Here is a 24,412-nt window from a genome sequence, read left to right as displayed (position 1 = left end):
TGGACTCCAGGTGAATTCCGGATGCCGCGGCGGGCACCGCCGGGCGCCGGGCCGCCCGGTGCGCACCAGCGGCGCACCCGCCCCCGGCCCCGGCGGGGCGCCTCAGCGCCCGACCGCGTACCCCTGCATCCCCCGCGGATTCGCCGCCGCGGACAGCACCCCGGACTCCGGGTCGCGCGCCACCGCGCACAGCCGGCCCTCGGACCAGGCGTCACCCACCGTGACGCGGTGACCACGCCGGCGCAGCCCGTCGATGGTCCCCTGCCCGATCCGGGACTCCACGGTCACGCTCCCCGGCCGCATCCCGCGCGGGAAGAAGGACCCGGGGAAGGAGTCGTTGTGCCAGTTCGGGGCGTCGACGGCGCCCTGCAGGTCGAGTCCGCCGCGGACCGCCCCGCGCAGCGCCACGGCCAGGAAGAAGTGCACCTGCCACTGGTCCTGCTGATCGCCGCCCGGCGTCCCGAAGGCCATCACCGGGACCCCGTCGCGCAGTGCGAGGGACGGGGTGAGAGTGGTGCGGGGGCGGCGCCCCGGAGTGAGCGAGTTGGGCAGGCCCTCCTCCAGCCAGGCCATCTGCAGCCGGGTGCCGAGCGGGAAGCCGAGCGCCGGGACGACGGGGTTGGACTGCAGCCAGCCACCGGACGGGGTGGCGGAGACCAGGTTGCCCCAGCGGTCGACGACGTCGATATGGCAGGTGTCGCCGCGGGTGGCACCGTTCCGGTCGATCTCGGGGGCGACATCCGCCGGTACCGCGCCGGGCCCGGCCGTCCCCGGCACCCCCTGTGCGACGGTCGGCTCGCCCGCTCCGCTCCCGGCGACTCCCAGCGCGTCGAAGCCGTCCACGCCCGCCGCTGCCGCCGCCGCGTGCTTGCTCAGCCGCGGGGTGCGGCCGTCCGGACTGCCGGGGCGCAGCTCGTACGAGGCCTGCGCGCCGATCAGGGCCCGGCGGTCGGCGTTGTACCCGTCGCTCAGCAGGGTGTCGAGCGGTACGTCGGCGGCGTCGCCGTACCAGGCCTCGCGGTCGGCCATCGCCAGCTTGCAGCCCTCGATGAGCAGATGGACGTACTCGGGGCTGCCGTACGCGGGCAACTCCGGTGGCAGCAAGGCGAGTTGCTGGAGGAAGGCCGGGCCCTGGGACCAGCCCCCGGCCTTGGCGACGGTCCAGCCGTTCCAGTCGTGGGTGACGGGCGCCTCGTAGGTGGCGGAGAAGGCGGCCAGGTCGTCGCCGGTGAGGGTGCCCGCATGGCGTTCACCGGAGGTGTCCATGGCGGGCCGGGCCGCGAAGCCGGCGAGGGCCTCACCGATGAAGCCCTCCCGCCAGATGCGGCGGGCGGCCTCGATCTGCGCCTCGCGGCCCGACGCGGCGGCCTCCGCCTCGGCGGTCAGCCGGCGCCAGGTGGCGGCCAGCGGACGGTTCCTGAGCAGCCCTCCGGGGGCGACGGGCCGGCCGTCGGGGAGGTAGATCTCGGCGGAGGAGATCCACTCTGTCTCGAACAGTGCACGGACCGTCTCGACGGTCTCACCGATCCGTTCGACGGCGGGATGGCCGTGCTCGGCGTAGCCGATGGCGTACCGCAGCACCTCGGCGAGGGACTTGCTGCCGTGGTCGCGCAGCAGCAGCATCCACGCGTCGAAGGCGCCCGGGACCGCGGCGGCGAGCGGTCCGGTGCCGGGCACCAGGTCGAGCCCCAGTGAGGTGTAGTGCGCCACGCTCGCACCGGCCGGCGCCGGGCCCTGGCCGCACAGCACCCGCACGGGCCCGTCCGCGGGCGCCAGGATGATCGGCACCTCACCCGCCGGCCCGTTCAGATGCGGCTCCACCACATGCAGCACGAACCCCGCGGCCACCGCTGCGTCATAGGCGTTCCCGCCGTCCTCCAGGACGGCCATCGCGGACTGGGACGCCAGCCAGTGCGTCGTGGAGGCCATACCGAAGGTGCCTTGGAGGGTCGGGCGGGTGGTGAACACGGTGACTCCTCGGGTGCGGTGGGAAGGCGGTGCGGTGGGCGCGGGGCGGCCGCTCCCGTCGGCCGGGCCCTTCGCGATCGTACGTACGACCGTCCCGGCCGCGGGCCTTAGGCTCATGTCCGGTCCCGGTCCCGGTAGCCGGGCGTCCCGGACTCCCGGAGCCCCTCCTGCCCCCTGCCCCCCGAAGAAGCGAGGCGACACCCATGAAGCGCACCACGCTCCCCCGCTCCGCCGAGGGCGTCCGCTGGGAAGGGCTGGCGCTCGGCGTGGACGGACCGGCCCGTCCCCCGCTCCGGGCCGAAGTCGGCGACGGGCGGCGGCTGGTGCTCCTCCAGGGAGACCAGGTCGTCCTGCTGGCGCGGCAGCGCGTCACCCATCGCGGAGTGCACTATGCGCGCACCGGCCGGTACACCTCGCCGATACCTCCGTTGCGCGCCGAGACGGCCCGTACGTACCGGGAGGTCTGCCCGGACGACGACGCCTGGTTCGCCCGGTGGGCGCATCACTTCGCGAGTGCGCTGCGGGAGAGCGGCAACGGGCCGCTGCATGAAGGGGATTGGCATCTGCGGCCGGGCATGTCCCCTTACGCGGTCGACGCCTACTGGGAAACGCTGGCGCAGCACGATCCGGACCGCGGCCATATCGCCTGGTTCTGCGGAAGCCCCGCGCACGACAGCCGGGACCTCCTGCCGTTGCGTCCGCTGTCCGCCCCGGATGCCCCACGGGTGAAGGCCTGCCGGCGCCAGTACCGCGAGGGGGTGCTGCCACCGGTGGTGCTGTGGGGGATCAGCGCGCTCGACACCAGTGTGGTGCTGGACGGCCACGACCGGCTCGCGGCCGCGCTCGCCGAGGGCGGCCGCCCGCCCGTGCTGCGGCTGAACCGCGCGGGACTGCCCGAGTTGCACGCCCTCCTGGCCCAGCCGGATCTCCGGGCCTACGAGGAACGCATCGCGTCTCTCCAGCGGCAGCGGGACGCCGGTGATCCCCTCGCGCCGTACAAGATCGCCAACGAGGGGCGGCGGCTGGCGCAGCTGCTGCACGAGGCCCACTCCGGCGGTCATCTCACCCGCGGCTGGCCCCTCCCCGGCGGCTCCCCCGCCTGGGACGCACTCGCCCGCCGGCACGCCCCCGGCTGGCACCCGGACACCGAAAACTGACACGACGCCCCGCACAGGGACTGCGTACGCTCGCACCATGACCGGTACCGCCCCCTCCCCCGACCAGCCGCCCCGCCGCCCCCTCGTCGCGATCCTCACCGGAGCAGGTGTCTCCACAGACTCCGGGATCCCTGACTACCGCGGGCCGAACGGACTGTGGCGGCGGGACCCGGAGGCGGAGAAGCTGGTCACGTACGACACGTACATGGGCGATCCGGAGATCCGGCGGCGGTCGTGGCGGATGCGGCAGGAGAGCCCGGCATTCCGGGCGCGGCCGAATGCCGCGCACGAGGCGGTGGCCAGGCTGGAGCGGTCCGGGACACCGGTGCGGGTGATCACGCAGAACGTCGACGGACTGCATCAGCGCGCCGGGATGCCCGAACGCAAGGTGCTCGAACTGCACGGCACGGTACGCAAGGTGATCTGCACCCACTGTCACGCCCGGTCCTCGATGGAGGAGGCGCTGGCGCGGGTGGCCGCGGGCGAGCCGGATCCGGCGTGTCTGGTGTGCGGCGGGATTCTGAAGTCGGCGACGGTGATGTTCGGTGAGCGGCTGGACCCGCAGGTGCTCGGTACGGCACTGGGCGTGGCGAAGGCGGCGGAGGTCTTCCTCGCGGTCGGTACGACGCTGCAGGTGCAGCCGGCCGCCTCGCTCGCGGGGGTGGCCGCCGAACACGGCGCACGGCTGATCATCGTCAACGCCGCGCCGACGCCGTACGACGAGCTCGCCGCCGAGGTGATCCGCGAGCCGATCGGCAGTGCGCTGCCCCGGCTGCTGGAGGGGCTGGCGGCGCGCCCGTGAGAGAGCTCAGCGGTTCCGTGGGAGGGGGAGGCGACATGCAGGGCAGACATCACGGTGAGTACAAGGTGCCGGGCGGCAAGCTCGTGGTGGTCGATCTCGCGGTGGCGGGCGGGGTGCTGCGCGGGGTCCGGGTCGCCGGGGACTTCTTCCTGGAACCGGACGAGGCGCTGGAGGCCATCAACGGCGCGTTGGAGGGTGCTCCGGCGGACGCCGCGGCCCGGGACCTGGCGGCGCGGATCGATGCGGCGCTGCCCGCCGGTGCCGCGCTGTTCGGGTTCAGCAGCGAGGCGGTGGGCATCGCGGTCCGGCGGGCGGTCGCGGATGCCGCCGAGTGGACCGACTTCGACTGGCAGATCATCCATGCGGGCCCGCAACCCCCGGCGCTGCACATGGCGTTGGACGAGGTGCTGACGAGCGAGGTCGCGGCGGGGCGGCGGCCCCCGACGCTCCGGGTCTGGGAGTGGGACCGGCCCGCGGTGATCATCGGCAGCTTCCAGTCGCTGCGCAACGAGGTCGACGAGCGGGGCGCCGAGCGGCACGGTGTCACCGTCGTCCGGCGGATCAGCGGCGGTGGCGCGATGTTCGTGGAGCCGGGCAACACCATCACGTACTCGCTGAGTGTGCCGCAGTCCCTGGTGCAGGGGCTGTCCGTCGCGGAGAGCTATGCGTATCTGGACGACTGGGTACTGGCGGCGCTGGGCGATATGGGCATCAAGGCCTGGTACGAGCCGCTGAACGACATCGCGACGGAAGCCGGGAAGGTCGCGGGGGCGGCGCAGAAGCGGTTCGCCTCAGGCGCCGGGGCGGTGCTGCACCACGTGACCATGTCGTACGACATCGACGCCGGCAAGATGACCGAGGTGCTGCGGATCGGCAAGGAAAAGCTGTCGGACAAGGGCATCACCAGCGCCCGGAAGCGGGTGGATCCACTGCGGCGGCAAACCGGGCTGCCCCGCGCCGAGGTCATCGAGCGCATGATCGCGTCGTTCCGGGCACGCTACGGCGGTTCGGACGGCATGGCCTCGGACGCGGAGCTGGCACGTGCGCAGGAGCTGGCGGCGGGCAAATTCAGCTCGCGCGAGTGGCTCGGCCGGGTGCCCTAGGCCGTGTTTTAGGTAGCGGGTGAGTCTTGGGCGGATAGTTCTTCGGTCAGTTCCATACAGCGCAGGCGGGCTGGGGAGAAGTCGTAGGGCATCTTGCCGATGGCTTCGAACACGCTCATGGAGTCAGCCTCCCGCCTGCCAGAGCTGAGGTCGGCCTCGTCCTCGCCGTCATCGGCGGTAGCAGGGTGCAAAGTGTCCCAGGCGTCGAAGAGGGCATCGTCGTCCTTCCCCAGGCCGGACTCCTCGATGACGGCCTGCAGGGCGCTTTCGAAGGCGTGCCGCTCGACGGCCACTTGAGCCACCCGTGGATCATCGACGGCGACGCTGTCATCGAGTGCCTCCTCGGCGTCATCGATGCGGTCGGAGTCCTCCCGCAGAGTGGGATGCGTGGCCAGGACGACGAAGCGGGTGGCCTGGACGGCCGCGCCGAGCGGGCCGAAGATCCGCTCGGTGACCAGCAGACTGTCCAGGTCCGCCTGACGCAGAGAGCCCTCGGGCAGGCTCTTGAGGCGTTCGGTGACGAAGTCGGAGAGCAGACCCATCCGGCTTCCTTCGGTGCGCATCCGCTGCACGGCGGTCCGTTGCCGCCGCAATTCCGCCTCCTGCTCGGTGAGGGTTTCCTCCAACCGCTCCAGAATGCCCGCGATACCGTCTCCGCTGTCCGCACCGACGGAAGCCGTGCCGGTGGTAAAGGCGTCACGGATGTCGTCCAGGGCGATCCCGGCGTCGGCCATCTTGCGAATCCACAGCAGGCGGATCATGTCCTCGTACCCGTAGCGGCGGCGGTCATCGCCGCCCCTCTCAGGCTCGGGGAGCAGGCCGATCTCGTGGTAATGGCGAATCGCCCGTGGCGTGCTGCCGGCGAAGGCCGCCGCGTCACCGATCTTGACCTGGCGGGGTGGCATGAAGGACGAATGCATGAGCAGGGACCTTTCCTCAAGGGATCGGGACGTAAGTCCACCGGACCACATGCCGCTACGGAAGGTGCAACCCGATACACACCGCCCCGCGCCAATGCCAGGAAATGCGCCCTTCCTCCGTAATGACCGCAGGCCCGTCCTTTCCTGCCGGGGCATCCGCACGACGGCAGACTGAGGGTTCACAGCCACTGATGAATCGCCGCGACCTGAACCGTCGCCTCGAACCGAACCGCAAGTTTGTCGAACCGGGTCGCCACGGCCCGGTGCTGCTTGAGACGGCTGATCCCGCATTCGACCGCGTGCCGGGCCTGGCACCCCGATCGCGTTCAGGACCGGCTCGAACTGCGGACTGTCACCGCGCTGCCCGGCGGTGATCAGCAGCGACAACGGCTTCTGTCCCTGCTCACACGCCAGATGAATCTTCGTGGTGAACCCGCCTCGCGACCTGCCCAGTCCATGGTCTTCAGGTTCGGCGCTCACTCCGCCCGGCGGTTCCTTCTGCACAGCACCGCGTTGGCGGGCACCGGCAGCATGCTGGTGTGCCCGGCAGATGGTGGAGTCGACATTGACCTCCCAGAAGATCAGCCCGGCCGCATCAGCCCTCGCCTGCAACAACGTGAGCAGCCGGGCCCACACACCCCGACGCTGCCATCTCCGGAACAGTCCATACACCGTCTGCCACGGTCCGTACTCAAACGGCAGGTCCCGCCACGGAACTCCGGTCCGAACCCACCACCGCACACCGTCTACCAGCCGCCGACAGCCAGGCCACCTGCGACTTATGCCCACCGCAGGCAGCAACGACTCCAGCATCGACCACTGCTCATCAGCAGCATTCGAAGTATTGGGGGTAATAGGTGTGCTTCATTGAGACCTGCTCTGGCGTGAGGTCGTGTACGACCATGTTCCCCACGACGAGTGCGTGATGGTTTGACCAATCGACAACATCAATCCGGCGTTCTCCGGGTTCCATGCGCCAAGCGGCATGGGGCAGCTGCACAACGAGGTCGGCTTGCATGATGAAGGCGCGAGAAGCTTGCGTGATGATCCACTGCGCCTTTTCGCGATCCTGCGCTGTCGTGCGACAGCATCGAGTCGCCATTTGCCACAGCTTCGGCCACCGCACGCCCGGCGTAAGCGGGCCGACATATGCAGTCTGACGGCCATCAGAGAGTGTGGACGCATAGCCGAAAACCGGCCCGAACATCGAGAATGCCGTCACTCTGCCAGTGCCCTGATGGGATGCCGGCATGAATTTCCTCTCCAGGGAAATGACTGGCGCCCGGGCTGAGGAGCCCGGGCGCCGGAGTGAACTACCTAGCAGCAGGGGCCGTCACCACAGCAGGCGGGAGGATTGCAGTCGGCCGTGGTGCCCCACAGCCGCTCATCCACCTCGAACCCCTGCGCTTTGATGCGTCCGACCACATCGGCCATCAGGCCCTTCGTGCGAATCTTGCTTTTCGGCCTGTGGTGCAGGAAGTAGCCGAAGTTCTGCTGACACCAGCTGGCGTACTCCTCGGTGTGGAGCATGAAGGTGTGCCAGCCGGAATCCACCTGCTTGCTCGGGGCCATGTCGTCACCGGCCTGGGTAATGCCCATGACGTGGCACATCGCGATGGCCTCGCTCTGAACGCGCTCTGCGACGGAGCGTTCGAGGCCGTACTCGTCGGCGCAGAAGTCCACCAGGCGCTCAAACAGCTCCGGTGTAACGAGGTCGCGGCCTTGCCGGGCCTTGACCGGTTGGTCTAAGACGACTGCCATGGTGTTCCTGCCCTTCCCTGGGAGAGGCCGACCTGCGACGCTCAGAGGGTCGGCCCTGGATCACTTGCTCTCCGCCCCGGCTGCTCGACTGTCCAGGTTTCTGCGGCCGGGGTGGGAGTCATTGGCGCCCTTTGCCCATGCGCGACATGGCTTCGGATGTCCCGGGCGACGGCGCGTGCGACCGGCCAGTCCTTCCGCTTGAGCGCCCGAATACGCATTTCGTCCGAGGCAGCGCACTGTTTGTAACCGGGGGCTCCTAGCCCTTCCAGCAGCCAGCCGTCCAGGGGCAGTTCCACGAGTTGTTGGGTGTACCCGAATCGGGGTGCTCATGGCCCTCCGCCGTTCGCCTCGCACGTTGTCTCGGTTCAGTCAACGGCTGCGGGCAAGACGGGCTCAACGAGTGTGCCCGAACTTGCCCACGATCACCCGAGAGCGTCAATCGCTTGCGTGATGAGGCTGCGCGCCCCTGCCCCATATACGGCTTGCTCAGCAAGGGTGGTGAACGTATCCGCGTACAGGCCGATTTCATGTCGCTGCACGATGGTCAGATGAGCTGAGATCAGCTCGACGTTCGCTTGTGCGTCATCGAAGAGGAAAAAGCCTTCCACGGGCCACAGCCCTGAGCGATCAGCTGTCAAGGGAATGACGCCGAGGCTTACGGACGGCAGCGTTGAGACAGTGAGCAGGTGCCCCAGTTGGCCGGCCATCGTCTCGACTCCGCCGATCCGGTACCGGAGGGCAGACTCTTCCAAGATGATCGAGAATCGGTGATTGCCCTCGTGCACGATGTGCTGCTTGTCGAGGCGAACGCGCACTGCCTCCTCAACGTCATCGATGAGTTGGCGCCGGTCGCGGATCGAGGTCAGGAGGGCTCGAATATATGCCTCGGTCTGCACCGGGCCTGGGATGAGCCACGAGGAGTAGATGCGGTAGCGGAGCGTGCGCTCCCAGACAGGGAGCACCGACTCTTGGGCTCGGCGCAGTCCTGACCGTTCCAGTTGGCACCACTCGACGTACATGCCATCGATGCCGCGTGCGGTGTCGATCAGGTCGTTGGCGAGGTGCGGAACTCCGCAGTGTTCAGCGTAGGCACGAATGTCATCGAATGACGGTGGCCTGGTCCCGCTTTCGATCTTCGAGCACTTGGATTCGTGCCAGCCTGCGAGCGCGGACAGCGCCCGCGCGGTGAGTCCGGAGTCTTTCCGGATCTCGCGCAGGCGCCGGCCGAAGGATTCTCGTGCCTCTCTTACTGCGGAGGAGGAAGGTGGAGTGGCCACTGTGCTTCAGGCTGTCCCGTCGTCACACCAACCGGTACTGCGCGTGGGGGACAGCCTTGTCCCAGACCTTCTCGAACGCTGAGGAGAGGAAGGATGCCAACTGGGGGTCCTCGGTGTACTCGTGCTCCAGCGAGTCGCCATCACCATCGAAGTGGTTGACCAGCACCGCCTTGTCGTCGAAGACCCAGAAGTCATTGCCCGGCAGAGCCAGTTCCGTCGCCTGCTGGCGTGGCAGCCAGCCGACTTCTTCTCCCGCGTTGATGTTGAGCCCGTCGGTGACCGAGTGCTCGAAGCGGATGTAGTCGGAGACGGGCTCCGAGACGATGCGTGCGCGACGGACCGATACTCCTCGTCCTGTCGCCTCCTTCACGATGTCGAGCCAGCCTCGCCAACGTTCTGCGGGGTCGATGGCCTTCCCCGCGGCCCAGTCGATGAAGGCGGGATCGGACCTCATGTACCCGTCCCGCATCTCCAAGTGGACTGCCGAGCGTTGGCAGTTGCGGAACAGGGAATCAAACGTCGGGGCCTGCGTCACCCTTCACCTCCAAAAAGAACTGCACCATGCGTCGGGGGATCTCGACCACCGTCTCATGAGTGGGAAGGTCCAGTTGAGTCAGGCGGTCTGCGTCCTCGACCTTCAGCCCTTGGACCAGGTACGTATCTTTTGCGTCATCCAGGTAGATCGTGGGAGACCCCCCGCTGGGGCTCTCGGGGTCCTTGCCGAGTTTGTGCAGAGTCATGATGTCCTCCTCGGTCGGAGATGACGATCTCTGTGACAGAGCTTGCTATGGACGGCCCACGGGCAAAAGGAACTTGCCCAAACTTGCCCACTTGTCCGATGAGCAGGTGGCAGGGGCATCGGTGCACTCCCGGGTAGCCGGGATACGCCCGGACCTGTCAAGGCCCACCTTCCTTCGTGGAGGGCGGGTCCCTCGTCGTGTCCGCGGCCGTCCGCCCGCTGCCCGGCCGCATCAAGGCGGACACAGCCGGACAGGGGAAAGGGCCCCGCCCATGCACCACGCGGGCAGCACACGGACGGGGCAGTCTCAAAGAGCCCAGCAGTCGGCCGGATCGTCCAGCCATACCCTTTTGCCCTCGGCGGTCACGGTCAGGCCGAACCGGGTGTGGTCCGGCTTTCCGCGGTGGACCCACCAGCGGAACGCGTTCTCCACGTGATCCCAGAGCCGGCGGGGGCCTTGTTGCCACACACGGGCCGGCTTCCCGTCGCGGAACTGCACACACGCCCATGAGTCGTCACTCAGGCTGTAGAACCAGACCGGCCGTGCGCCGTCGCTCTTGTTCGCCACGACGTACGAACACTGGGGGACGCGGAGCCCCATGGCGAACCGCTCCGGGCCGAACTGGTCCCCGACGAACTCCGCTTCCGTGATCGTCGTGGATGACTCGTCGCCGTCCGCCACGCTCCCCTCTACGTAATCGGAATGCGCCCGGTGGGCAAACCGCTGGGACCGGAGCTTCATGAACTCCACGGGACCGGTGAACTTCCCGGACGCGCTCGCTCCGTCCGGGGCCACGACCAGGCGGGCCACGGCGTCGGCGTGGCTGTAGTTCGTCCCCCACGGAACCACGATGACCCCGCCGGGCCGGCACTGCTCCACCCACGCGAACGGGATGGACCGGAGACCACACGTAGCGATCACCCGGTCATACGGCGCCCCTTCCAAGTAGCCCTGGAACCCGTCGCCGTGGACAACGTGAAGGGGGATTCCCAGCCGCTCCACCGTCGCCATGGCGGCTGTGGCCACCACCCGGTCCACCTCCACCGTGGTCACGCACCCCGGCCCCGCACGGTGGGCCATGAGCAACGCGTTCCAGGTGGTGGCGGTGCCGATCTCCAATGCCTTGTGGCCCGGCTGGAGGTCCAGGTCCTGGAGCATCCGGAACACCACGGAGGGCATGGACGCGGAGCTCGTGGGGACGTTTCCCGGTTCGGTGCCGGTGTGCTTCCCGTCGTCCCACTGAGTGACGATCGGTACGTCGGAGTCCGCATACTCCTGCCACTTGGCGGGGTCGTCCGCCCTGGAAACGGCCACGCTCCGGCCGACCGCCATGTCGAACGGCCACATGAGGTCCGGCAACACGGTGGAGCGGGGAACGGCCGCGTACGAGGGGGCCCAGTCGGAGGAGAGGGCCCCGGAAGACATGAGGGCACGCCCCAACCCGTCCAGGCTGGGGCGCTCCTTGTGTGCGTCGGTGGTCACTGCTCACGCAACCTTGGGCGGGTTGGGGACGCCGGGGCCACCGTCCGGGGTCGGGGACGGCTGCGGGCCCGGCCACGGCTCACCCGGGAGCTTGTCGCCACCGTTGTTCGCAAGGATCGTGATCACTGTTCCTCCAGGTGACTTCACCGATGGTTGACCCGGCCGGCTGCCGATGTCCATGGGAGTCGGCCGGGGGTCTTACCCGCCCCCCTGTCGGGATCACTCAGCACGCGGGGGCGCCGGAACGGACATCCGGCAGGGGGACGGAATTCAGGGGGCTAGCCGTTCGTCGGCTTGCCGTGGATGCGCTCCCGCATCCGGTCCAACAGGGCGGCTTTCTCGTCGCGTTGCTTGCCCGCGCTCTGATCGTCCTTGGTCACAAGGGCAGTCTTCTTCAGATCCCCCCTGGGCTTACGGGCACCAAGCGGCCGGCTCATTTCTCGTCGCCTCTCGTGGGCGGTAGCGCACCGATCTCCACGGCCGCCCCGTCGTGCTGCGGGTGACGCCGGAGCAGCACCCGGCAGTCAACCGCTCTGGTCATGTCGCCGACCCTTTCGTCCGCCTCCAAATCACGTTCCAGCTCAGCGCACTTCGTGCAGGTCACGGCAATCCCCGCTTCCTGGCCCGCTGGAGCTTCGCCAAGGCCTGAAGCTGTCGTTCCTCGCGCCGCGTGCCGGGCCGCAGGCGCGCGTACGCCACGCCCCAGATAAGACCCGTAGGCCGCTCCAGGTCGACCATCAGGCCCTTCACCTTTCGGACCACGGCCACCATGTCGGCGTCCCGGTCAAAGACGACCGTCCCTACCGTGAGCTCTTCGGGTGATCTGAAGGACGCGGGTTGCGTCTCAGTCGTGGTCATGCCCGTACCTCCCTTCCGTGTGGATGGCCCGCGATAACGGCGTTACAGCTCCGGACGGTCAACGAGCGTCCGTCCCGGCGTGCCGGCGCCCTCTCCCGGTCGCAGGACTGGCACACGTCGCACCCCGGAACGGCGACGGGTTCCAACTCCGGACCGGCAGACACCATGACGGCCGGGGCGCGATCAGCGGCAGCCATGACGCACGCTCCATAACCCGGCCGGCGTGCGCGCCATGAGGGCACGACTCGGCTCCGCGTACGGGTTGTGCGGCGGCGCCGACGCCTCCAGATGCCACCGTCGTCTCTCCCATCGGAGGGCCGTCGTGTCCCATGCCGTCAAGGCGCCGTCGTCCGATGCTTCCGCTTCTCTGCGCGGGTCACCTGCCATGACGGACAGCATTCCGGCCCTCTTGCGCTTCAGGAGCGGCCTGCGTGTATGCCTCTGCGTAGGCCAGACTGGGGTCATGACTGGGGAGACCATCCGGGCAATGATCAGTCGCCTCCGCAAAGCGCGCGGCTGGTCGCAGGATCGCCTGGCGGAGAAGCTGAACGAAGTTGCCCGCGATCTCCCCACACTGGGGCTGAATGCCTCCCTGGGTCGCCAGGACGTGTACCGGTGGGAGGCAGGGAAGCGGAAACCGCGCGAATGGCTGCCCCTCCTGGCCACCGTCTTAGGGGTGTCCAGGGAGGAACTAGAGACAGCAACGGCTGCAGAGGAGGCGACCGCCCCAGCCGAACCGCGCACGGTGGACGACTTTCTCCCGCCTGGTGACCCGTTCGCCCCGCTGGCCGACGGCCCCGGCCGACGGATCGGGCGGTCCACGGTGGTGGACCTGGCCAACCGGGTCCACGGCCTGCGATTGGCGGACGACGTGGTGTACGGACGTGACCTGATCGGGCGCGCACGCCGTGATGTGAGGTCCGCGGTGGACCTCTTCCGAACGACCACGCACACAGAAGCCGTTGGGCGGGATCTACTCCGGGGGATTGCGGAGCTGGCCCAGATTGCGGGTTGGGTGGCCAGCGACGCCGGAGAGTACGCGGAGGCGGAGAAGGTCTACCGTCTGGGCCTCTCTGCCGCGCAGAAAGCCGGAGATGGCACCCTGGCGGGTCAGCTTCTGGGCACGCTCGCTTACCAGGTGGCCAATCAGGGTGATCCCCGTGATGCCGTGGAGATGGCGGTGGCTGCCGTTGACGCCGCCGGGCCGGACGCTCCACCCCGCGCACGCGCACTGTTCCTGGACCGCGTGGCATGGGCACACACAAGGGCCGACCGCCCTCAAGAGGCGATTCAGGCACTGGGCCAGGCCCATGAAGCGCTTACGGATGAGCACGGGGCGGATGAACCAGTCTGGACTTACTGGGTGTCCGTGGACGAGCTGGAGGTCATGGACGCCAGGGTCTACACGGAACTGCATAGGCCGCTTCGTGCCGTTCCACTCCTCACCCAGGTCTTGGACCGCTACAACACCACACACGCACGCGAGTTGGCGCTCTATCTCTCATGGTTGGCGGTGGCCTATGCGGACGCCAACGAGCCGGAGGAAGCGGCGGCAACCGCAGAACGCATGCTGGCTCTTTCCACCGGCGGGGCCTCTGAGCGAACGGCCGACCGGGCGCGGGTGGTTCTTGAGAGCCTGAAGCCCTTCCGAAAGGTGCCGGAGGTAGCGGCGCTCCTCGGGGAGTACCCCGCCGCCTGAGACCGGACATGACTGTGGCCCCCTCCTCGATGCGCAGGAAGGGGCTGTCTTGCATCGAGCCCAGGGCCCCGGGTGGTCAGAATCTAGGATCTGTCCGGCTGCTCACGGCCAGGTGCCCTAGTGGTCATCAGCACCGTATAGAGCGCCAGCGCCGTGGCGAGCCCCACCGCCCAGCCGTAGTCGGCCAGCGGTTTGAGGAAGGGGAGGAGACCGTCGGTGGGGAAGGGGCCCTTGCCGGGGTGCGAGTAGGAGCCGCCGACCGCCAGGAGTCCGCCGATGACGAAGGCGAGGACGGCTCGCCAGTTCCAGCCGGCCGTGTACCAGTAGTGGCCGCCGGGGCGGTAGAGATCGGCGAGGTCGAGGACGGTGCGGCGGATGATCCAGTAGTCGGCGATGAGGATGCCGGCCACGGTGCCGAGCAGTCCGCCGACCACTCCGAGCCAGGTGAAGATGTACAGCTCGGGGGTGGCGGTGAGCTTCCACGGCAGGATGATCACGCCGATCACGCCGGTGATCAGCGCGCCCGTACGGAAGTTGATGAATTTCGGCGCCAGATGGGCCAGGTCGTAGGCGGGCGAGACGACATTGGCCGCGATGTTGACGGAGATCGTCGCGATCAGGACGGTGACCAGCGCGAAGAGCAGGCCGAAGACATTGTCGGCCTTGCCGGCCAGCGCGACCGGGTCCCAGATCGGCGCCCCGTACACCGCCTGCGAGCCCGAGGTGACCAGTACGGAGAGCAGGGCGAACGCGGTCATCGTGGTCGGCAGCCCCAGGGACTGTCCCCAGACCTGGGCCCGCTGACCGGCCCCGAAGCGGGTGAAGTCGGGGATGTTGAGGGAGAGGGTGGCCCAGAAACCGATCATGCCCATGAGAGACGGGAAGAAGACGGGCCAGAAGTCCTCGCCCCAGCCCAGTGTGCTCGGCTGGTCCAGCAGCGGGCCGAATCCGCCCGCCTTGGCCGCCATCCAGCCGAGCAGCGTCAGCGCGCCGACGAGGACGAAGGGCGCGGCCCAGTTCTCGAAGCGGCGCAGGGTCTCCATGCCCCGGTAGATGATGGCGAGTTCGACGACCCAGAAGACCAGGAAGCACAGCCAGAGGGTCCAGGGATAGCCGGCGATTTCCGTGGCCCCGGCCCAGCCGCCGCCGAAGACCTTGCCCAGCAGGATGTAGATGCCCTGGCCGCCGATCCAGGTCTGGATGCCGAACCAGCAGCAGGCCACGGCGGCGCGCACCAGCGCGGGCAGGTTGGCGCCGCGCAGCCCGAACGACGCCCGTGCGAGCACCGGGAAGGGGATGCCGTACTTGGGGCCGGCATGCCCGGTGAGCAGCATCGGGACCAGGACGACGAGGTTCGCCAGCGCGATGGTCAGTACCGCCTGCTTCCAGTCCATGCCGAGCGCGACCAGGCCGGAGGCGAGGGTCCAGGAGGGGATGTTGTGGGCCATGCCGACCCACAGGGCCGCGAAGTTGTAGGTGGTCCAGCGGCGTTCGGCCAGCGGCACGGGGCGCAGATCGGCATTGACGTACCGGCCGTGCGGGGCGATGGCGCCCGGCGCCGGTTCGACGCGGCCGTCCGGGGCGGTGATCTGGCCCGCTGGTGTTATGGGGAGTTCCGGCGGCACGGGTGAGGAGGGCGCGGACATGCGGGGACCTTTCGTCCGGGTGCGGGCCGCCGGTCGCCGGCCGGCGCGGCGGAGGGCTCGGTCGCCGCGCCCGGCGGGCGGCCCGGGCGCGACGCGCGCAAGGCATCAACGCGCCGCGCACCGGGCCCCGTTCAGTCGGCGAACGCGGGAAGGACCTCTGCTCCGTAGGCGTCGATGGTGGATTCCTTGGCGTCGTGCATGGCGTAGAGCGCGAACTGGTCCACGCCCAGCGCCTGGAGCTGCCGCAGCTTTTCGATGTGCGCGGCGGCCGGGCCGAGCAGACAGAAACGGTCGATGACGGTGTCCGACACGAAGCCGGCGTCCGGGTTGCCCGACCGGCCGTGGTGGGCGTAGTCGTAGCCCTCCCGGGACTCGATGTACGCGGTCAGCTCGTCCGGCACCATGCCGGAGTGCTCGCCGTAGTGTGCGACGAGGTCGGCGACGTGGTTGCCGACCATGCCCCCGAACCAGCGGCACTGCTCACGGGCGTGTGCGAGGTCCTCGCCCACGTAGGCGGGGGCGGCGACACAGATCGTCACCTCGGCGGGATCGCGGCCGGCGTCCACCGCGGCCTGCCGTACGGCCTTGATCATCCACTCGGTGAGGAAGGGGTCGGCGAGCTGGAGGATGAATCCGTCGGCCAACTGGCCCGCCATGGCAAGGGCCTTGGGGCCATAGGCGGCCATCCAGACCGGCAGCTTGCCGTCCTTGATCCAGGGGATCTTGATCCGGTGTTCGCCGACGTACGCCTCCCGCCCCTCGGCCAGATCGCGGATGACTCCGATCGCCTGGCCCAGCCGGGCAAGGGTGTTGGGCGGGCGCCCGGCCACCCGCATCGCGGAGTCGCCGCGCCCGATGCCGCAGACGGTGCGGTTGCCGTACATCTCGTTGAGGGTGGCGAAGGTGGAGGCGGTGACCTCCGGGGTGCGGGTGGAGGGGTTGGTGACCATCGGGCCGACGATCAGACGCTCGGTGTGTTCCAGAACGCGGCTGTAGATGACGAACGGTTCCTGCCACAGCACGGTCGAGTCGAAGGTCCAGCCGTAGCGGAACCCGTTGCGCTCGGCGCGGCGCATCAGGGACACAACGGCGGAAGCGGGCGGGTCGGCCTGCAGGACAACTCCGAAGTCCACAGCGGCGCTCCTTAGATGAGGTACTGGCAGGTGCCGCGCGGGATGTACTGCCCGTGTCCCGCGCGTCCGGTGAACTCCCGCCGGTCGAGGACGAGTTCACCGCGGGAGAGGACGGTTTCGACCTGTCCGGTGAGCTGTTTGCCCTCGTACGGCGAGTAGTCGACGTTCATGTGGTGGGTCTCGGCGGAGACGGTCTGCTCGACGGTGGGGTCGTAGATGACGAGGTCGGCGTCGGAGCCGGGGGCGAGGGTGCCCTTCTTCGGGTAGAGGCCGAACATCCGGGCCGGGGTCGCGCAGGCGATCTCGATCCAGCGGCGGCGGCTGATACGGCCCTCCACGACCCCTTGGTGGAGGAGGTCCATCCGGTTCTCCACGCCCGGCATCCCGTTCGGGATCTTGGAGAAGTCGCCGCGGCCGAGCTCCTTCTGCCCCTGGAAGCAGAACGGGCAGTGGTCGGTCGAGACCACCTGGAGGTCGTTGGTGCGCAGCCCGCGCCACAGCGCCGCCTGGTGCTCACGCGGCCGCAGCGGCGTGGAGCACACGTACTTGGCGCCCTCGAAGTCCGGCTCGGCGAGGTTGTCGGTGGACAGGAACAGGTACTGCGGGCAGGTCTCGCCGAAGACGTTCAGCCCCTTGTCGCGGGCTTGGGCGATCTCGGCGAGGGCTTCCTCGGCGGAGACATGGACGACATAGAGCGGGGCGCCGGCCACCCGCGCCAGCTGGATGGTGCGGTGGGTGGCCTCGGCCTCCAGGAGGACCCGGCGGACCTCGCCGTGGTAGCGCGGATCGGTCCGGCCCGCGGCCAGCGCCTGTTCGACGAGGACGTCGATGGCGATGCCGTTCTCGGCGTGCATCATGATCAGCCCGCCGTTGTCGGCGGACTGCTGCATGGCACGCAGGATCTGTCCGTCGTCGCTGTAGAAGACGCCGGGGTAGGCGGTGAACAGCTTGAAGGAGGTGACGCCCTCCGCCACCAGGAGGTCCATCTCCTTGAGGGTGTGCTCGTTGACGTCCGAGAGGATCATGTGGAACGCGTAGTCGATGGCGCACTGGGCGTCGGACTTGGCGTGCCAGGCGTCCAGGCCGGCGCGCAGCGACTTGCCACGGGACTGGACCGCGAAGTCGATGAGGGTGGTGGTGCCGCCCCAGGCCGCGGCGCGGGTCCCGGTCTCGAAGTTGTCGGAGGAGAAGGTCCCGCCGAAGGGGAAGTCCAGGTGGGTGTGGGCGTCGACGCCCCCTGGGATGACGTATTTGCCGGTGGCGTCGATGACACGGTCCGCCGCCCCGGCCCAGCCGTCCGCGCTGGGGCTGCCGTGCGCCGCGAGGGCGGCGACCCGGCCGTCCTCCACCAGGACATCGGCGTGGACCTCATCGGCGGCGGTGATCACCAGTCCGCCCTGAACGACCGTACGGCTCACAATCCTGCTCCCTTCCACACCAGCGACATCGGCGGCACGGGAAGGCGGAGCTCGACGCGCACCATCCCCTCGGCAGGTCTGCTCCGCTGACGCCACGCCACAACCGGTCTACACCCGTAGATCACGGTCGAGAAGGAGACCGTAGAAGCATGTCACCCACGGTGGCAATACCGTGACCGTTAATCAGCGGAGACGTTCGTGTTGCACCGATGATCAGCTGGACGGTTCAACGCGGGCCGCGGAGGCGGTGGGCACGGCGGCCGCGGGAGGGGTGCGGGAGTGGCGCGATGGGCAGATATCCGCCGACACCGGCGGGCGAACCCTGGGGGCGGCCCGGCATTCTGACGGACGGATCGGAAAGGCGGCGGGTTCATGGAACAGAGCACACCGTGGGAGTTCTCCGACGACCGGGGGCGCCTGGCGGTGGCCGGTGACCGGCCGCTTCGGATCGTGACGTACATACAGGCGGGGGCGACGCTGTGGGACCACGGCATACGCCCCGTGGGGCTCTTCGGGTCCCAGCACGACGGCGCCGCCCCCGATCCCGCCAAGGGCGGTGAGCTGCCGCTCGCGGAGATCCCCTACCTCGGTTCGGGCGGCGCGCTGCACCCGGACACCCTGCTGGAGGCGCGCCCGGACCTCGTGGTGGCCGTGACCTATGACGGCGAGCAGGTCTACGGGCTGGAGCCGAAGACCGCCCTGGAGCTGGAGGCTCATGTCCCGGTCGCCACCGTCGCGGTGGGCCCCGGCCGGAGCCTGGCCGAGGTGCGCGAACGGTTCGCGGCGCTCGCCGGCTCGCTCGGCCAGGGCGAACCCCTCGTCCGCGCACGGGAGTTGGACGCCGCGGAGGACACCCTGCGGCAGGCGACCGGCGGGGCGGTACGGCCGCGGGTGCTGGCACTGTCGCCCGCGGGCCCGGAGCGGGTGCATCTGGCCCGGCCCAGCTCCTGGCCGGATCTGCGGGCGCTGACCGAACACGGCGTGGGACTGCTGCAGCCGGCGGCGGGGGCCGGGGTGAACTGGTCCACCGTCGGCTGGGCGGACGCCGCGGCGATGGAGCCGGACATCGTGCTGATGGACGTACGGGCCAACGCCGCCCGGCCCGAACAACTCCGGTCCGACGCCCACTGGCGCGCGATCGAGGCCCGGTCCCGGCTGCTGCCGTGGAACCCGGAGGCCCCGTGCAGCCGGCGCGCCCACACGCGCTTCTTCACCCTGGTGGCCGACACGGTGCGCGAGGCCGCCGGGGCCGCATAAGACCTTCCGGGACCGCATGAGGCCTTCCGGGGCCGGGGCTTGCCCTGCGCGGTCCGGCCGGGCCCGTGTCGTCCGGCACTGCATACCCTGTTCCCCCCACGGACATCGGCAGTGGGCAGGCGGGAGGCTTCGCGCCCGGCGACGCCCCCGCCCCCGCCGTGTTCCTTATGCCGGGGCCGCCAGCCGCCCCTGTGCCGTCCGCAGTGCGTCCGCCAGCAGATCCGCGCCCTCTTCCGCCTCGGCGACGGTCAGCGTCATCGGGGGCGCGATCCGCAGCGAGGCGCCGCCCTGGCCGCCCTTGCCGATCAGCAGACCGCGCTCGCGGGCAGCCTCCAGGACCAGGGAGGCGGCCTCCGGCGAGCGCTCGTCGGTGCCCGGGCGGACCAGTTCGATGCCGATCATCAGGCCGCGGCCGCGCACTTCCCGTACGAGATCGAGGCCCGCCGCGACCGCCCGCAGCCGCTCGATGAGCAGACCGCCGACCCGCCGGGAGTTGCCCTGGAGGTCGTGTTCGAGGAGGTAGCCGAGGTTGGCCAGGCCCGCGGCCATGGTGACCGGGCTGCCGCCGAAGGTGGAAATGGAGTTCGCGGAGAGCGAGTTCATCACCTCGGCGCGGGCCACCACCCCGCCGATGGACATGCCGTTGCCGATGCCCTTGGCGAAGGTCAGCATGTCGGGCGGACCGTTGTCGGCGTGCGCCTGCCAGCCCCAGAAGTGGTCGCCGGTACGGCCCCAGCCGGTCTGCACCTCGTCGCTGATCCAGAGGATGCCGTGCCGGGCGAGCACCTCGCGGAACGCGGCGTAGAGACCGTCCGGCGGCATGGTGAATCCGCCGACGCCCTGGACCGGTTCGGCGATCAGCGCGGCGACCCCGCCCGCGGTCTGCTGGAGCATGTCCTCCAGGTCGTCGACGCAGGCCGCGATGTACGCACCGTCGCTGAGCTCCGCGTACGGGCCGCGGCTGCGCACCCCGCCGTGGACGTACAGCGTCTGCAGGGGCGAGAGGCTGGTGGGCGACCAGCTCTGGTTGCCGGTGATGCCGACGGTGGAGAAGGACCGGCCGTGGTAGCTGTTGCGCATCGCCAGGATCTGGTTGGAGCGGCGGTGCGTGGTGGCCAGCAGCAGGGCCGCGTCATTGGCCTCCGTACCGGAGGTGGTGAAGAAGACCCGGGCGTCGGGGATGCCGGAGAGCGCCGCGATCCGCTCCGCCAGGTCGACCATGGGCCGGGAGAGGTAGAGCGTCGAGGTGTGGATGATGCGGCCGGCCTGGTCGCTGACGGCCTTGGTCACCTCGGGCAGCGCATGCGCCGTCATGGTGGTGAGGATGCCGCCGAAGAAGTCGAGATAGCGGTTGCCCTCGGCGTCCCAGACGTGGCGGCCCTCGCCATGGGTGAGTTCGAGGGGCCGCTCGTAGTAGAGGCTGAGCCAGGAGGGCAGGACGGCCTGGTGGCGGGCGTGCAGGCCCGCGGGGTCATGGGTCACGGCTGCACCAGCCCGTCGTACGCGTCGGGGCGGCGGTCGCGGTAGAAGGCCCACTGCTGGCGGACCTCGTCGATGAGGGCGAAGTCCAGGTCCCGGATGACCAGTTCCTCCTTGGAGTCGCTGGCGACATCGCCGACGAACTGTCCCCGGGGGTCGACGAAGTAGCTGGTGCCGTAGAAGTCGTTGTCGCCGTACTCCTCGACGCCGACCCGGTTGATCGCCGCGATGAAGTACTCGTTGGCGACCGCGGCCGCGGGCTGCTCCAGCTGCCAGAGGTAGGCCGACAGGCCGCGGGAGGTGGCGGAGGGGTTGTAGACCAGCTGGGCGCCGTTGAGGCCCAACTGCCGCCAGCCTTCGGGGAAGTGACGGTCGTAGCAGATGTAGACGCCGACCTTGCCGACGGCGGTGTCGAAGACCGGCCAGCCGGCGTTCCCCGGCTTGAAGTAGTACTTCTCCCAGAAGCCCTTGACCTGCGGGATGTGGTGCTTGCGATAGGCGCCCAGGAACGTGCCGTCGGCGTCGATGACGGCCGCGGTGTTGTAGTAGAAGCCGGACTGTTCGACCTCGAAGACGGGGACGACGATGACCATGCCGGTCTCGCGGGCCAGGTCCTGCATCCGCCGGACGGTCGGGCCGTCGGGCACCGGCTCGGCCCAGCGGTAGTGCTCGGGCTCCTGGACCTGGCAGAAGTACGGAGCGTTGAAGACTTCCTGGAAGCCGATCACCTTCGCGCCCTGCGCGGCCGCCGCTCTGGCGTACTCCTCATGCTTCGCGATCATCGATTCGGTGTCGCCGGTCCAGGTCGCCTGGACCAGTGCGGCACGCACAACATCGGCCATGAGCTGCTCCTTTGTCGATGCGTTCAGCCCTGCAGCCCGCGCGGGATCTACGCGTGTGGAGGTGACCGTAGGCCCCGTCACGCACCGTGGCAAGACCATCTCTCGCGTGGCGCGGCCCGGGGACCCGGTCCAGCTCAACAGGCAAACTTGCAAGTTTACCTGTCGTTCTCCTACGCTGGCGGTATGCCCGAAAAGGACCACGAACGTCTCGCGACGGAGCTGAGCGCCACCGTCTCCCTGCTCATGCGGCAGCTGCGCGCCGCCTCACCGCAGGGAGAGCTCACCGCGACCCAGCGGGCGGTGATCGGCCGGATCGACACCGGGGGCGAGGCCACCATTGCCGCGCTGGCCCGCGCCGAGCTGGTCCGTCCGCAGTCCATGCGGCTGACCGTCGGGGCGCTGGAGGAGCGCGGCATCCTGGTCCGCAGCCCGCATCCGACGGACGGCCGCCAGGTCGTCTTCTCCCTCACCGAGGAGGGCCGGCGGATGCTCGCCCTCGTCCGGCAGGCCAAACACAACTGGCTGGCGGTGGCCATCGCCGAGCGGCTGACCGCGGAGGAGCGGCGGACCCTGGCGACGGCCACCGAGCTGATGCGGCGGCTGATGCCGGAATGAACACCGCCGAGCCGGAGCGGGAGGGTGCCGCACCGCAGGCGGCCGCTTCCCCGGCGGTCGCCACCGCGCGCGGGACCGGCCGGACCGCCGCTCCCGGTGCATCCGACGCCTCCGGCCGCCCGTTCGGCGCCCGGCTGATGACACCGCTGCTGCTCGGCTCGCTGCTCAACCCCCTCAACTCGACGATGATCGCCACCGCCCTGGTGGCCATCGGCCAGGACTTCCACGTCGGCCCGGCCGGCACCGCCTGGCTCGTCTCCGCGATGTATCTGTCCAGCGCGGTGGGCCAGCCGGCGCTGGGGCGGCTCGCCGACCGCATCGGCCCCCGCCGGGTGTTCGCCGCCGGTGCGCTGACGGTCTGCGCGGCGGGCCTCCTCGGGGCGCTCGCGCCGGGCTTCACGCTGCTGATCGTCTCGCGGGTCGTGCTCGGGATCGGCACCGCGGCCGCCTACCCCGCGGCGATGGCGCTGCTGCGCAGCGAATCGCGACGGGTGGGCCGGCCCACGCCCCGCTCCGTACTCGGGCGGCTCTCGCTCGCCGCGCTGGGCAGCGCGGCCCTCGGTCCCACCCTCGGCGGGCTGCTCGCCGCGACCGCGGGCTGGCGCGCGGTGTTCGCCGTCAACATCCCGCTGGGGCTGCTCGCCCTGCTCGGCGCACTCGCCTGGCTTCCGGCCGATCCGAAGGACGCGGGCGGCGGAGGGGCGAAGACCACCCCCGCCGGTTCGTCCGACCCGCTGGGCATGGTGCTCTTCGCCGCGACGCTGACCTGCGCGATGTTCTTCCTGCTGGGCCTCCAGGACCCGCGGTGGCCGCTGCCGGTGGCGGCCGGCGGGCTGGCGGGCGTCCTGGTGTGGTGGCAGCTGCGCCATCCGGCGCCGTTCCTCGATCTGCGGATGCTTGCCCGAAACGGCGCGCTGGTCCGCACCTACCTCCGGCACGGGCTGGCCTATCTCGTCATCTACTGCGTGCTCTACGGCTTCAGCCAGTGGCTGGAAGAGGCGCACGGCTTCTCGTCGTTCCACGCCGGTCTGATCTTGCTGCCGATGTCCGGCGCGGCGGCGTGCTGCTCGCTCGCGGGCGCCCGGACGAAGGGCATCCGCGCGCCGCTGACCGTGGCCGCTGTCTGTCTCGCCCTGGGCAGCGCGACCCTCCTCCTGCTGCGGGGCAGCAGCCCGCTGGTCGCGATGCTGTGCGCCGGGGCGCTCTTCGGCATCCCGCAGGGGCTGGCCGCCACCGGCAACCAGGCCGCCGTCTACGACCAGGCCCCGGCCGACGGCGTGGGCGCGGCCGCCGGGCTGCAGCGCACCGCCCAGTACCTCGGCGCGATCACCGCGGCCGGCCTCATCGGGCTGCTGTACGGGGCGCGCGCCTCCGGGCTGCATGCGATCGCCGTGACCGGCGTCGTGCTCGGTCTGCTGCTGCTCGCCCTGACCCTCGCCGACCGCAGCTTGCGGAACGGCGTCCCCCGGAACAGCGAGCCCCGGAAGACCGGCCCGCCCCGGAGCGGCGAGCCCGGGACCGAAGCGCCCCGGACCGGCGGCTGAATCCGGCCATCGATGCCCGGGGCGCCGCTCCGGCCGGAGCGCCACTCCGGCCGCACCCGCACCCTCCCTGATCCCCCGTCACCACCCCACTAGGAGCCCCACATGCCCGTCACCACCCTCGACGCCACGACCGCCCTGGTACTGATCGACCTGCAAAAGGGCATCGCGGGTCTGCCCACCGCGCCCCTGCCGGCCGCCGAGGTCATCGAGCGCGGCGCGCGGCTGGCCGCCGCGTTCCGGGCGCGCGGGCTGCCCGTCGTCCTGGTGAACGTCACGGGCGGCGCCCCCGGCCGTACCGAGTCCGCGCGGCCCGCCGGCGAGCCGCCCGCCGACTGGGCGGAGCTGGTGCCCGAGCTCGGCCGGCGGCCCGGCGACCTCACCGTCACCAAGCAGACGTGGGGCGCCTTCCACGGCACGGACCTGGACCGGGAGCTGCGCCGCCGCGGCGTGACCCAGCTCGTCCTCGGCGGCATCGCCACCAGCATCGGTGTGGAGTCCACCGCCCGCGCCGCGTACGAGCACGGCTACCACGTCACCCTCGCCACCGACGCGATGACCGACCTGGACGCCGACGCGCACCGCAACAGCCTGGAGCGGATCTTCCCGCGGCTGGGCGAGACCGGCACGACCGAGGAGGTCCTCACCCTCCTCGGCTGAGGCCCTGGCCGTCGGCCCCGGCGGCCCAGGGCGGTCCGCCTCCGCAGCTCAGGG

General features: G+C 70.1%; 22 protein-coding genes and 1 pseudogene. 8 read left to right on the top strand and 15 right to left on the bottom strand.

All coding sequences use genetic code 11. The annotated features are described in order from the left end of the window. Positions 1 to 102: 102 nt before the first annotated feature. Positions 103 to 1,968, bottom strand: a complete 1,866-nt coding sequence (locus NUT86_RS33685) for a gamma-glutamyltransferase family protein (RefSeq protein ID WP_274739125.1) — start codon at positions 1,966 to 1,968, stop codon at positions 103 to 105. A 203-nt stretch (positions 1,969 to 2,171) separates the two neighbouring features. Between NUT86_RS33685 and NUT86_RS33680 the strand changes: the two genes are divergently transcribed. Genes NUT86_RS33680 through NUT86_RS33670 form a run of 3 tightly spaced genes read left to right on the top strand, consistent with a single transcriptional unit; the run spans position 2,172 to position 5,030 of the window. Further along, positions 2,172 to 3,125 carry a hypothetical protein gene (locus tag NUT86_RS33680; RefSeq protein ID WP_274739123.1) on the top strand — a complete coding sequence of 318 codons (954 nt, stop codon included), beginning with the start codon at positions 2,172 to 2,174 and terminating at the stop codon, positions 3,123 to 3,125. A gap of 37 nt (positions 3,126 to 3,162) precedes the next feature. Beyond that, positions 3,163 to 3,927: an SIR2 family NAD-dependent protein deacylase gene (locus NUT86_RS33675; protein WP_274739121.1), complete on the top strand. Its 765-nt coding sequence runs from the start codon at positions 3,163 to 3,165 to the stop codon at positions 3,925 to 3,927. A 35-nt stretch (positions 3,928 to 3,962) separates the two neighbouring features. Next, a complete protein-coding gene (locus tag NUT86_RS33670) occupies positions 3,963 to 5,030 on the top strand; it encodes a lipoate--protein ligase family protein (protein WP_274739119.1) in 1,068 nt (355 codons plus the stop codon). Between the two features lie 8 nt (positions 5,031 to 5,038). Here the strand turns inward: NUT86_RS33670 and NUT86_RS33665 are convergent, their stop codons facing one another. From NUT86_RS33665 to NUT86_RS33625, 9 genes and pseudogenes are all read right to left on the bottom strand, one after another. Next, complete coding sequence (locus tag NUT86_RS33665; RefSeq protein WP_159485206.1) at positions 5,039 to 5,950, bottom strand: MerR family transcriptional regulator; 912 nt, start codon at positions 5,948 to 5,950, stop codon at positions 5,039 to 5,041. 179 nt (positions 5,951 to 6,129) lie between these two features. Then, positions 6,130 to 6,763: pseudogene (locus NUT86_RS33660) on the bottom strand (IS5 family transposase). 13 nt (positions 6,764 to 6,776) lie between these two features. Next, positions 6,777 to 7,202, bottom strand: a complete 426-nt coding sequence (locus tag NUT86_RS33655; RefSeq protein ID WP_274739117.1) for a hypothetical protein — start codon at positions 7,200 to 7,202, stop codon at positions 6,777 to 6,779. Positions 7,203 to 7,267: 65 nt separating this feature from the next. Continuing rightward, positions 7,268 to 7,711, bottom strand: coding sequence for a hypothetical protein (locus tag NUT86_RS33650; RefSeq protein WP_274739115.1), 444 nt, complete (start codon positions 7,709 to 7,711; stop codon positions 7,268 to 7,270). Positions 7,712 to 8,133: 422 nt separating this feature from the next. Further along, positions 8,134 to 8,988 (bottom strand): helix-turn-helix domain-containing protein, encoded by an 855-nt coding sequence (locus NUT86_RS33645; RefSeq protein ID WP_266444576.1) that lies wholly within the window; start codon positions 8,986 to 8,988, stop codon positions 8,134 to 8,136. 22 nt (positions 8,989 to 9,010) lie between these two features. Next, the gene (locus tag NUT86_RS33640) at positions 9,011 to 9,523 is read right to left on the bottom strand and encodes a DUF6879 family protein (RefSeq protein WP_274739112.1); all 513 of its coding nucleotides are present in this window, start codon (positions 9,521 to 9,523) and stop codon (positions 9,011 to 9,013) included. Continuing rightward, entirely contained in the window at positions 9,501 to 9,728 is a 228-nt protein-coding gene (locus tag NUT86_RS33635) for a hypothetical protein (protein ID WP_159485214.1), read from the bottom strand. Before NUT86_RS33635 ends, NUT86_RS33640 begins: the two co-directional genes overlap by 23 nt. A 306-nt stretch (positions 9,729 to 10,034) precedes the next feature. Beyond that, the gene (locus tag NUT86_RS33630; RefSeq protein ID WP_274739111.1) at positions 10,035 to 11,210 is read right to left on the bottom strand and encodes a protein-L-isoaspartate(D-aspartate) O-methyltransferase; all 1,176 of its coding nucleotides are present in this window, start codon (positions 11,208 to 11,210) and stop codon (positions 10,035 to 10,037) included. Positions 11,211 to 11,810: 600 nt separating this feature from the next. Then, positions 11,811 to 12,068, bottom strand: coding sequence for a hypothetical protein (locus NUT86_RS33625; RefSeq protein WP_018090437.1), 258 nt, complete (start codon positions 12,066 to 12,068; stop codon positions 11,811 to 11,813). Positions 12,069 to 12,531: 463 nt separating this feature from the next. Between NUT86_RS33625 and NUT86_RS33620 the strand changes: the two genes are divergently transcribed. After that, entirely contained in the window at positions 12,532 to 13,767 is a 1,236-nt protein-coding gene (locus NUT86_RS33620) for a helix-turn-helix transcriptional regulator (RefSeq protein WP_274739110.1), read from the top strand. A gap of 83 nt (positions 13,768 to 13,850) precedes the next feature. Here NUT86_RS33620 and NUT86_RS33615 read toward each other — a convergent pair whose 3' ends face one another. From NUT86_RS33615 to hydA, 3 genes are all read right to left on the bottom strand, one after another. Beyond that, complete coding sequence (locus NUT86_RS33615) at positions 13,851 to 15,413, bottom strand: NCS1 family nucleobase:cation symporter-1 (RefSeq protein WP_274739108.1); 1,563 nt, start codon at positions 15,411 to 15,413, stop codon at positions 13,851 to 13,853. Positions 15,414 to 15,544: 131 nt separating this feature from the next. Continuing rightward, positions 15,545 to 16,546, bottom strand: a complete 1,002-nt coding sequence (locus tag NUT86_RS33610) for a TIGR03842 family LLM class F420-dependent oxidoreductase (protein WP_159485228.1) — start codon at positions 16,544 to 16,546, stop codon at positions 15,545 to 15,547. 11 nt (positions 16,547 to 16,557) lie between these two features. Next, the gene (gene hydA, locus NUT86_RS33605; RefSeq protein ID WP_018090433.1) at positions 16,558 to 17,964 is read right to left on the bottom strand and encodes a dihydropyrimidinase; all 1,407 of its coding nucleotides are present in this window, start codon (positions 17,962 to 17,964) and stop codon (positions 16,558 to 16,560) included. Positions 17,965 to 18,336: 372 nt separating this feature from the next. Here hydA and NUT86_RS33600 point away from each other — a divergent pair, with 372 nt between their 5' ends. Next, complete coding sequence (locus NUT86_RS33600) at positions 18,337 to 19,221, top strand: ABC transporter substrate-binding protein (protein WP_159485230.1); 885 nt, start codon at positions 18,337 to 18,339, stop codon at positions 19,219 to 19,221. Between the two features lie 165 nt (positions 19,222 to 19,386). Here NUT86_RS33600 and NUT86_RS33595 read toward each other — a convergent pair whose 3' ends face one another. Then, the gene (locus tag NUT86_RS33595) at positions 19,387 to 20,703 is read right to left on the bottom strand and encodes an aspartate aminotransferase family protein (protein WP_274739106.1); all 1,317 of its coding nucleotides are present in this window, start codon (positions 20,701 to 20,703) and stop codon (positions 19,387 to 19,389) included. Continuing rightward, on the bottom strand, positions 20,700 to 21,542 hold the full coding sequence (locus tag NUT86_RS33590) for a nitrilase-related carbon-nitrogen hydrolase (RefSeq protein WP_018090430.1): 843 nt from the start codon (positions 21,540 to 21,542) through the stop codon (positions 20,700 to 20,702). Before NUT86_RS33590 ends, NUT86_RS33595 begins: the two co-directional genes overlap by 4 nt. Before the next feature lie 183 nt (positions 21,543 to 21,725). Here NUT86_RS33590 and NUT86_RS33585 point away from each other — a divergent pair, with 183 nt between their 5' ends. The 3 genes from NUT86_RS33585 to NUT86_RS33575 all read left to right on the top strand — a co-directional run bounded on the left by NUT86_RS33585 (position 21,726) and on the right by NUT86_RS33575 (position 24,358). After that, positions 21,726 to 22,157 carry a MarR family winged helix-turn-helix transcriptional regulator gene (locus NUT86_RS33585; RefSeq protein WP_274739103.1) on the top strand — a complete coding sequence of 144 codons (432 nt, stop codon included), beginning with the start codon at positions 21,726 to 21,728 and terminating at the stop codon, positions 22,155 to 22,157. A gap of 137 nt (positions 22,158 to 22,294) precedes the next feature. Further along, positions 22,295 to 23,701 carry an MFS transporter gene (locus NUT86_RS33580; RefSeq protein ID WP_446750844.1) on the top strand — a complete coding sequence of 469 codons (1,407 nt, stop codon included), beginning with the start codon at positions 22,295 to 22,297 and terminating at the stop codon, positions 23,699 to 23,701. Between the two features lie 102 nt (positions 23,702 to 23,803). Next, the gene (locus NUT86_RS33575; protein ID WP_266444548.1) at positions 23,804 to 24,358 is read left to right on the top strand and encodes an isochorismatase family protein; all 555 of its coding nucleotides are present in this window, start codon (positions 23,804 to 23,806) and stop codon (positions 24,356 to 24,358) included. Positions 24,359 to 24,412 lie beyond the last annotated feature (54 nt).

Origin of the sequence: Streptomyces sp. G7(2002), from assembly GCF_028870195.1 — a bacterium.
GTDB lineage: Bacteria > Actinomycetota > Actinomycetes > Streptomycetales > Streptomycetaceae > Streptomyces > Streptomyces nigrescens.
Note: the sequence above shows the minus strand (reverse complement) of the source record. Positions and strands in the feature narration are given on the sequence as shown.